The 8,084-nt window shown below is 70.0% G+C and carries 6 protein-coding genes and 1 pseudogene; all 7 read right to left on the bottom strand.

Annotation, left to right across the window (positions count from 1 at the left end; genetic code table 11):
• Positions 1 to 173: 173 nt before the first annotated feature.
• Complete coding sequence (locus Q1X76_RS09575; protein WP_300719575.1) at positions 174 to 1,544, bottom strand: 3-phosphoshikimate 1-carboxyvinyltransferase; 1,371 nt, start codon at positions 1,542 to 1,544, stop codon at positions 174 to 176.
• Positions 1,537 to 2,718, bottom strand: a complete 1,182-nt coding sequence (gene pheA / locus Q1X76_RS09570; protein WP_300719573.1) for a prephenate dehydratase — start codon at positions 2,716 to 2,718, stop codon at positions 1,537 to 1,539. The genes Q1X76_RS09575 and pheA overlap by 8 nt, the downstream gene beginning before the upstream one ends.
• Before the next feature lies 1 nt (position 2,719).
• Entirely contained in the window at positions 2,720 to 3,703 is a 984-nt protein-coding gene (locus tag Q1X76_RS09565; RefSeq protein ID WP_300719571.1) for a 3-dehydroquinate synthase II family protein, read from the bottom strand.
• Position 3,704: 1 nt separating this feature from the next.
• A complete protein-coding gene (locus Q1X76_RS09560) occupies positions 3,705 to 4,502 on the bottom strand; it encodes a 2-amino-3,7-dideoxy-D-threo-hept-6-ulosonate synthase (RefSeq protein WP_300719569.1) in 798 nt (265 codons plus the stop codon).
• Between the two features lie 452 nt (positions 4,503 to 4,954).
• Positions 4,955 to 6,034 (bottom strand): phosphoesterase, encoded by a 1,080-nt coding sequence (locus tag Q1X76_RS09555; protein WP_300719567.1) that lies wholly within the window; start codon positions 6,032 to 6,034, stop codon positions 4,955 to 4,957.
• Positions 6,035 to 6,041: 7 nt separating this feature from the next.
• Positions 6,042 to 6,848, bottom strand: coding sequence for a cobamide remodeling phosphodiesterase CbiR (gene cbiR, locus Q1X76_RS09550; RefSeq protein WP_300719566.1), 807 nt, complete (start codon positions 6,846 to 6,848; stop codon positions 6,042 to 6,044).
• A gap of 96 nt (positions 6,849 to 6,944) precedes the next feature.
• A pseudogene (locus Q1X76_RS09545) lies at positions 6,945 to 8,084 on the bottom strand (peptidase M16); the annotation flags it as partial.

The following is an 8,084-nucleotide window of genomic DNA, read 5'->3' as shown; positions in this document are numbered from 1 at the left end:
CGGAGCCGTTGTCGCCGGAGCCGTCGCGTCCGCTGTCCCCCGTGCGGAATGGCCGCGCTCCGGGGCCGCCCTGACGGCGGCGTCGGCGGCGCTTGCGGCCTCCGCTTCCGTGTCCGCCGCGGGGCAGGCCTCCCGGCCATGGCCGGCCGGGGGCATCAGGGGGGTCTCCGGGGTCACAGCAGCCGCTCCCAGACCTTCCAGAAGGTGGGGAAGGACTTGCGCACCACCAGCGGGTCGTCCAGCAGGCCGTCCATGCGGTGGCCGCCGGGCAGGCCCAGCAGGGCCAGGGACATGGCGATGCGGTGGTCGTTGTGGGCCGAGAAGCGCGCGGCCGCGTCCCAGGCGGGACCGTCCGGGCCCAGGCCGTGCACGGTCAGGCCGTCGTCATGCTCGTCCACGCGCACGCCCAGACGCGCCAGTTCGGTGGCCGGGGCGGTGATGCGGTCGGACTCCTTGATGCGCAGATGGGCCACGTTGCGCACCCGCGTGGGCCCCTGGGCGAAGGCGGCCAGCACGGCCACCGTGGGCACCAGATCCGGGCAGTGGCCCATGTCCACGTCCACGCCGCGCAGGGCCGAGGGATGCACCGTGATGGCGTCTTCCTCCACGTCGGCGCGGGCGCCCATGACGCGCAGGATGTCCAGCATGGCGCGGTCGCCCTGCAGGGAGTCGGCCCGCAGGCCGTCCACGCGCACCGGGCGCGTGCCCAGGGCCCCGGCGGCCAGCAGATAGGAGGCCCCGGACCAGTCGCCTTCCACCTGATAGCTGCCCGCGCGGTAGGCGCCGGGCCGCACGGTGATGCGCAGGCCGTCGGGACGGGCCGTGCGCAGGCCGCGCCAGCCGCCTTCGGGCAGGTCCTGCCAGGGGCCGCCGGGCTCGCGGGTCTCCACGCTGAAGCGGATGCCGAAATCTTCCAGACAGTGCAGGGTCAGGCCCACATAGGGCCAGGACACGGCCTTCCGGCCGCCCAGCTCCACGCACAGGGGCGCGGGGGCCAGGGGCGCGGCCAGCAGCAGGCCGGAGAAATACTGGCTGGAAGCGTCCATGCCCAGACGCACATGGCCGCCGTTGCGGGCCGGATCGAGGCCCGAGGCGCGCAGCACCAGCGGCGGGCAGTCGGGACGCTGCTCGAAGCGGACCTCCGTGCCCAGGCTCTCCAGGGCGCGGGTCAGCTCGTCGATGGGCCGTTCGTGCATGCGCGGCGCGCCGTGGATGCGGAACAGGCCGTGACCGGCGGCCAGCACGGCCGTCAGCAGGCGGCAGGTGGTGCCGGATTCGTGCACGTCGCAGCCCAGGGGCGTATCCGTGCCGCCCCGGGGGCGGCCGTCCATGCCGGTCACGCGCCAGCCGCCCTCCCCGCCGGGCAGGGGCTCCATGACGGCCCCGGCGGCGCAGAGGATGGCGCGGGTGCATTCCAGGTCGCGGCTGTCCAGCACATGGTGCAGCTCGGAGCTGCCGTGCGCCAGGGCCGCGCCGATGCAGTAGCGGTGCGAGATGGACTTGGAGGCCGGGGCCCGCACGCAGGCCGTTTCGGGACTAGTCATGGTTCTCCTCCGCGTCGTCCAGGCCGATGCGGTCCAGCTGGGGACCGGTGGCGTAGCTGCCCAGGATGCGGAAGCTGGTGCAGACCTCGGCCAGCTTCTGGAGCAGGTCCCCGTACTGCGGGGCGGTCAGGTCGCATTCCACATCGGTGAAGAAGACGTACTTCCAGCACTGGCCGCGCAGGGGACGGGACTCCAGCTTGCGCATGTTGATCCTGTGTTCGGCCAGCAGGGAGAGCACGGCCGAGAGCGAACCGGCTTTGTCCGGCAGGGTGAAGAGCATGGAAGTCTTGTCCGCGCCGGTGTGCCCGGGCACGGGCGTGGTGCGCGGCAGCTTGTCCAGCTGGCCCACGGGCCGGGGACCGATGATGACGAAACGCGTCCAGTTGCCGGGCTCGTCCTCGATGCGGCGGGCCAGGACGGAAAGACCGGTCATGTCGGCCAGCTTGCCGTTGCCGATGGCCGCGGACTGCGGATTGGCGGCGGCCATGCGGGCCGCGGCGGCGGTGGATTCCACGGGGATGAGCCCGGCCTGGGGCAGATGGCTGCGCAGCCAGCCGCCGCACTGGGCCAGGGGCTGGGGATGGGAGTAGACCGTGGTGATCTCCGCCAGGCTGGCGGCATGGCTCAGCAGGCAGTGCGAGATGGGCGAGAAGAGCTCGGCCTGGATGTGCACGTCATACTTGAGGAAGAGATCGAAACTGACCCCCACCGTGCCCTGCAGGGAGTTCTCCAGCGGCACCACGCCCAGCTCGCAGAGGCCGGAATGCACGTCTTCGAAGACCTGGGGCAGGTCGTTGCAGGGGTGGAAGCTGGCGGCATGGCCCAGGTACTCCACCCCGGCGAAGTAGGAGAAGGTGCCTTCCGGCCCCAGATAGGCCACGTTCTGCGGCCGTTGCAGGGCCCGCGAGGAGGAGAAGATCTCGCGCCAGATGGCCCGCAGGTGTTCTTCGGGCAGGGGGCCGCCGTTCTTGCGCGCCAGACCGTCCAGCACCTCGCGTTCGCGCAGGGGCTTGAAGACGATGCCGGGGTCGCCGGCCTTGATGCGGCCCACTTCCAGGCTCAGGGCCGCGCGGCGGTTGAACAGGGCCAGCAGCTCCTGGTCCACGCTGTCGATCTCGCCGCGGATGGCGGCCAGGCGCCCGGGCGCGTCAGAGGGGGAATGTGCGTCGGCCATGCTATACCTCGCGGATCTCTTCCTGGATGCGCATGCCGAAGTGGCGGCCTGCCTGGTCCAGACGGCAGAGCACCGTATCGCCGGGCTTGAGGCTGACCACGCTCACGGGCGTGCCGTCGGGCGCGGTCAGGCGGATGGTCTCGGCGTTCTGCAGGAAGACCGTGCCGCGTTTGGGGCCTTCGGGGGTCTCGGCCTCGGCCTCCACCAGCAGCATGGGGCGCACCTCGATCTTGACCCGGCCCACCGTGGCCACGCTGGTCTGGCCGTCGGCGCCCACGATGAGCACCTCCTGCCCGGCGGCCAGCTCGCCCAGGTAGCAGGTCCTGTCGTGGGGCAGGCGCGTGTAGGCGTGCACGGCCCCGGCATTGACCCTGAAAGGACGGGCGGCCACATATTCGTTGTGCTCGGTCTCGGCGTGCACCAGGAAGGTGAAGGCGCTAGAATTGCCCACCAGCATGCCCTGGCCGCGTTTGAGCAGGGAAAGGGTGTCGGCGCAGACGCGGTGCCCCAGGCCCACGGATTCCACGCGGGTGACGACGGCTTTCTGCAGTTCCTCGCGGCCCTGGGCGATCTTGCACTGGGCCACGATGGCCTTGAGCTCGGCCAGGGCTTCGGGCAGGACCACGATGCCGTCCACGCCGCGTTCCAGGATGCCGGCGGCCAGACGGGCCTCGTCCAGGTTCCCGGCCTCGGCCAGCACGTTGTCGGTCTGGGCCAGCAGGTTCTCCACGGGGATGATCTCCCAGCCGCGGGCCAGGCAGGCGGTCTCGCCGGCTTTGAGGCGGGCCAGCAGGGCCTCCTCGTCGGCCTTGGCGCTGAGCGGCACGCTGGCCACGTCCTCGCAGGCCCAGACCGTGCAGCGGGCCAGGGCGGCCACCTTCTCCATCTGCTGACGGGGCACGATGACCCCGTCCACACCGGATTCCAGGGCCAGGGTCACGTCGGCCTTGCTGAAGGGTTCGCAACGATAGTAGATGCGGGCCATGCTATTCCCCCGCGATGACCATGGCTTCGTCCACGCTGGCGTCTTCGTGCACGATGGCGCGCAGGGCCTGCACGAGGCGGACACGGTTGGGATGCTGGAAGACGTTGCGGCCCATGGAGATGCCCGCGCCGCCGGCCTTGATGGAGTCATGCACCATCTGCAGCACGTCGCGGGTGGAGTCCATGCGCTCGCCGCCGGCGATGACCACGGGCACGCAGCAGGAGGAGACCACGTCGGAGAAGCTTTCCATGTCACCGGTGTAGGCCACCTTGACGATGTCCGCACCCAGTTCCACGCCCACGCGGGCGCAATGGGCCACGATCTCGGGGGCGTAGCCGTTCTTGATGGCCGGGCCGCGGGCGTACATCATGGCCAGCAGGGGCATGTGCCAGTCGTCGCAGGCGGCGGCCACGCGGCCCAGGTCGGCCAGCATCAGGCGTTCGTTGGGGTCGCCCAGGTTCACATGCACGGAGACGCAGTCCGCGCCGTGCTTGATGCCTTCTTCCACGGTGCCCACCAGGGTCTTGGTATTGCCCTGGGGCGAGAGCATGGTGGAGGCGGACAGGTGGACGATGAGGCCCACGTCCTTGCCGGCATTGCGGTGCGAGCAGCGCACCAGGCCCTTGTGCATGAGGACGGCGTCCGCGCCGCCCTTGGCCATGTCGTTGACGGTCTCGCGCATGTCGATGAGGCCGTCAACGAGACCGATGGTGACGCCGTGATCCATGGGGACGATGATGGTGCGGCCGGTTTCACGATTGATGATGCGTTCCAGACGAACCTGTTTGCCAAGGTACATGGGGATTCTCCTTTGTGCATGGAGCCGTTCCGGCGGCGCTGGATACAAAAAAAGGGCCGCCGGCTGAAAGCCTGCGGCCCCGAAACTCTCTGACGGCAGATGTCAGCAAAGCTCCTGACCACAGGCTCCGCTAAAGTACGCAAAATAAAACCAGCTAAAGCAAAAGCCGCTGGCAGCGTAGCAGGAGGTGGCAGGAACGAAATGGGACATCTTCAAAACTCCAACAGTTTCCACGAACGCTACGCCGCAGCCCCGGGCTTGTCAAGAGCGGAGGCGCAAAAAATCTCGCGACGGCGAAAAAAAGCGGGCCAGATGCGCGATGGCAGGCTATCCTGCTGTTTTTGTTCGTGTATCGTGTGCGGCACAGGCGCGTCACGGGCGCCGGACGAAAAAAACGGGCAGGGGACACGCATGGCGCATCCCCCGCCCGGCAGCATGCATGGGCGGCGGCCTCAGGCCCCGCGGGCCAGGGCCTGCACCGGAGCGGGCTCCAGCTTTTCGCTGTGCAGGGCCTGCTGGCCGGCATGCTCGGCCAGGGGCGCGGCGCGGGCCGTGACCGGGCGCAGCTTGCGGCTGTGCAGGCGCTGGAAGATGAATTCCGCGGGCTTGGTGCCCGCGGGCACGGCCGAGAGGGGGAATTCCGCGCGGCCCAGGTTGCGGTGGCCGCCGGCGGAGCCCACGTCATAGAAGCAGGCGTCGGCCAGGCGGCCGATATCGCGGCTGCCGTCGCCGCGGAAGATGACCACCACGGTCTTTTCCACCACGCCGCAGACCGCGATCCAGCGCAGGCCGTGCACGCGGGTGAAGAAGTCGGCCACGGCCACCAGCAGGTCGGCGCTGTCCACCTCGTTGAGCCAGACCATGGCCCCGCCCCGGCAGTCGCGCAGGGAGCGGAAGGCGCGGGAGAACAGGGGCAGCCAGGCGCGCAGGTATTCGCTGCGGATGATGCGGCGCAGCAGGCTGGCGTCGGCGTGCTTGATGAGCCACTGGTAGGCGCGCAGGTCGTCCTCGCCGCCGGAGCGCTCGAAGGTGGCGGTATCCGTGCGTATGCCGTAGAGCAGCGCCGTGGAGAGCAGCGGCCCGGGCTTGATGCGCAGGCCCTGCAGGTAGCGGGTCATGATGGTGCTGGTGGCGCCGAAGCCGGGGCGGATGTCGCAGAAGGCGGCCTGGGGCACCTGTCCCGTGCTCAGGGGGTGATGGTCGATGATGAGGGAGAAGCTGATGCCCTGGAACGCCGGATTGTGGTGGGGCTGGGAATCCACCATGGCGAAGTGGGTGTAGAGGTCGGCCTTTTCGGGCTGCCAGAGCTTGGCCGGGATGCGCAGGTAGCGGATCATGGCCAGGTTGTCGGGCCGGGTGACTTCGTTGATGCGGAAGATGTCCACGCCGCGCACGCGATGCGCCATGATGCGCTTGAGGGCCAGCGCCGAGGCCAGGGCGTCGGGGTCTGCCGAGATGAGGATGGCCCAGCGCTGATCCCTGGTCAGTGTCTGCCGCCACTGCCGCATCTGCGCTACATAGGGATTGGTCATGACCGCGTTACTCCGCTGTTTTGGCATTGAGAGGGCCGTGCGGGCAGCCGGGGGACACGGTATCCGGCTGGCTGGCCAGCAGGTCGCGCAGAAGGGGCAGGGACTCCTCCACCCCCTGCCAGCGGAAGATCTCCAGCAGATGGCGGCAGGTACGGGGCAGGCGGGCGACCAGTTGCCGTGCCAGATGCCACTGGCTGGCCGTGAAGCGGTGCAGGGCCAGATGCTGGTCCCGGGCCCCCGGGGCGCTCCAGTGGATCAGGGCCGCCGTCTCGGGCAGGGAGGATGCCCAAAGTGCGTTTTGAGCATAGCCCATGAGGTGGCCGACGTCCAGACAGAAGCCCAGGCCGTGTTCGGCCGGGAAGCCGCGCCCCAGGCCGGCGATATCGCAGATGTCCGTATTCTCCAGCAGCAGGGGGACCTTGCTGCGGCGCTGCCAGGAGGCGGCGGCATGGCGCAGGATGAAACGCTGCAGCACCGGGCTGCCCTTGGGCGCGTGCAGGACGGCGGCCCAGGGGCCGAGAGGGGCGGCGCGCCCGAAGACGCGCAGGGCCAGCTCCACGGCCACGCGCACGGCGGCGGCATCCTTCTTGCGCGGCCAGGGCAGATCCACGGGCAGATGGACGTGCCAGGTCAGGGGCAGCGCGGCCAGATCGGGCGGCAGGTCGGCGGCGGTATAGTCCAGGCAGGAACGGGCCTCGAAAAAGCACAGGGCCACTTCATCCACGCGACCGGCCAGGAAGCGGGCATTGTCGGCCACATTGGCGGGCTGGACGAAGGACGGCGCGCCGATGACGGGGCCGGGGGTCTGCTTCATGGAGCCTCCTTCTTGCTGCGGGTGGGCTGGAAGGGCGCAGCGGGCGGGGAGGGGCCGGACGTGCCGGGGCCCCTCCCCGCCGCTGTCTTCGTATCGTTACAGCAGCTCCTGCGTCTGCCAGCCGTGGGCCTCGGCGGCGGCGCGGGTGCGGGCGCCGCCCAGCACGCAGGTCACGCCGTGACGGGCGGCCTCGGCCAGCACCTCGGCGAAGTCGCGGAAGTGCCGCGCCGTGGTGCCCAGGATCTCGTCGCGCATCCGCTGGCGGGCCTCCTCGTCGTCATGGGCCAGATGGCGGGCCAGGGCCTGCGCGCCGCGGGCGTCGGGCAGCAGGTAGGCGTCCAGGTCGCCGATGGCGCCCACGATGGCGCTGGTGAGCTGTTCCCTGTCGGGCCGGAAGGAGCGCAGGTAGCCGGCCATCTGGTCATAGGCGGCCAGGGTCTCGTCCACGTTGGGGTCGCGGTAGGAGGCGCAGACCAGGGTGCCGCCCATGCGGTCCAGGGTGCAGAAGGCGCCGTAGGCCCCGCCGCGCACGCGCACGCGCTCCCAGAGGTAGCCCATGCGCAGGGCGCGCAGAATGACGTTGAAGGAACCGTGGAAGGGATGCCCGAGATCATAGAGATTGGCGGCCTTGCCCACGTAGTTGATCTGGGCTTCGGTCAGAATGGCCTCGTGATCGGGCAGGGCGAATGCCCCCTCGCCGCAGGGCAGCGCGCAGGCGGGGCGCTGCTCCGGCAGGGCCTGCAACAGCCCGGAGAGCAGGGGACGGGCCTGCGCCAGTCCCGCGGCCTCGGCGGTGCAGTCGGCCACGGCTCCGGGCGCGGCAATGACGGCCCGGCGCAGCCGCTCCAGATCGGCAAGCAGACCTTCGGGCTCCGTCTTGAGACGACGCAGCAGACCGCGCAGGCTCTGCAGATAGCTCAGGCCGCCGGTGCGCTCCATGAGACGGCCCGCCTGGGCAAAGTGCGCGCGCAGACGACCGCTGACCGTGGCGTGCCCGCCGGCCACAAGACCCTGCTCAAGACGGGATTTTTCCTCCAGCAGCATCGGGCCCGCGCGTTCGAGAATGCGTTCCTTGTCGGTCAGCGGCTCGAACAGCACTTCGTGCAGCAGCTCGTAGTAATCCGGCAGCTTGTCGTAGACGACTTTGCCGGAAATGACGAAGTGCCGCAGCGTTTCGCGGCTGCGGGTGGTGCCGAAACCGGCCCCCGCGCCGAGTCCGCCGGTCTTGGCGGCAAT

It is taken from the genome of uncultured Desulfovibrio sp., from assembly GCF_949282365.1.
In the GTDB taxonomy this organism is placed as follows: Bacteria; Desulfobacterota; Desulfovibrionia; order Desulfovibrionales; family Desulfovibrionaceae; genus Desulfovibrio.
Note: the sequence above shows the minus strand (reverse complement) of the source record. Positions and strands in the feature narration are given on the sequence as shown.

Bases quoted from the DNA above. Each gene is read 5' to 3' on its own strand.
- pheA (WP_300719573.1), bottom strand. From the start codon at position 2,718: ATGGCCGACGCACATTCCCCCTCTGACGCGCCCGGGCGCCTGGCCGCC.
- Q1X76_RS09565 (WP_300719571.1), bottom strand. From the start codon at position 3,703: ATGGCCCGCATCTACTATCGTTGCGAACCCTTCAGCAAGGCCGACGTG.
- Q1X76_RS09555 (WP_300719567.1), bottom strand. From the start codon at position 6,034: ATGACCAATCCCTATGTAGCGCAGATGCGGCAGTGGCGGCAGACACTG.
- Q1X76_RS09560 (WP_300719569.1), bottom strand. From the start codon at position 4,502: ATGTACCTTGGCAAACAGGTTCGTCTGGAACGCATCATCAATCGTGAA.
- cbiR (WP_300719566.1), bottom strand. From the start codon at position 6,848: ATGAAGCAGACCCCCGGCCCCGTCATCGGCGCGCCGTCCTTCGTCCAG.
- Q1X76_RS09575 (WP_300719575.1), bottom strand. From the start codon at position 1,544: ATGACTAGTCCCGAAACGGCCTGCGTGCGGGCCCCGGCCTCCAAGTCC.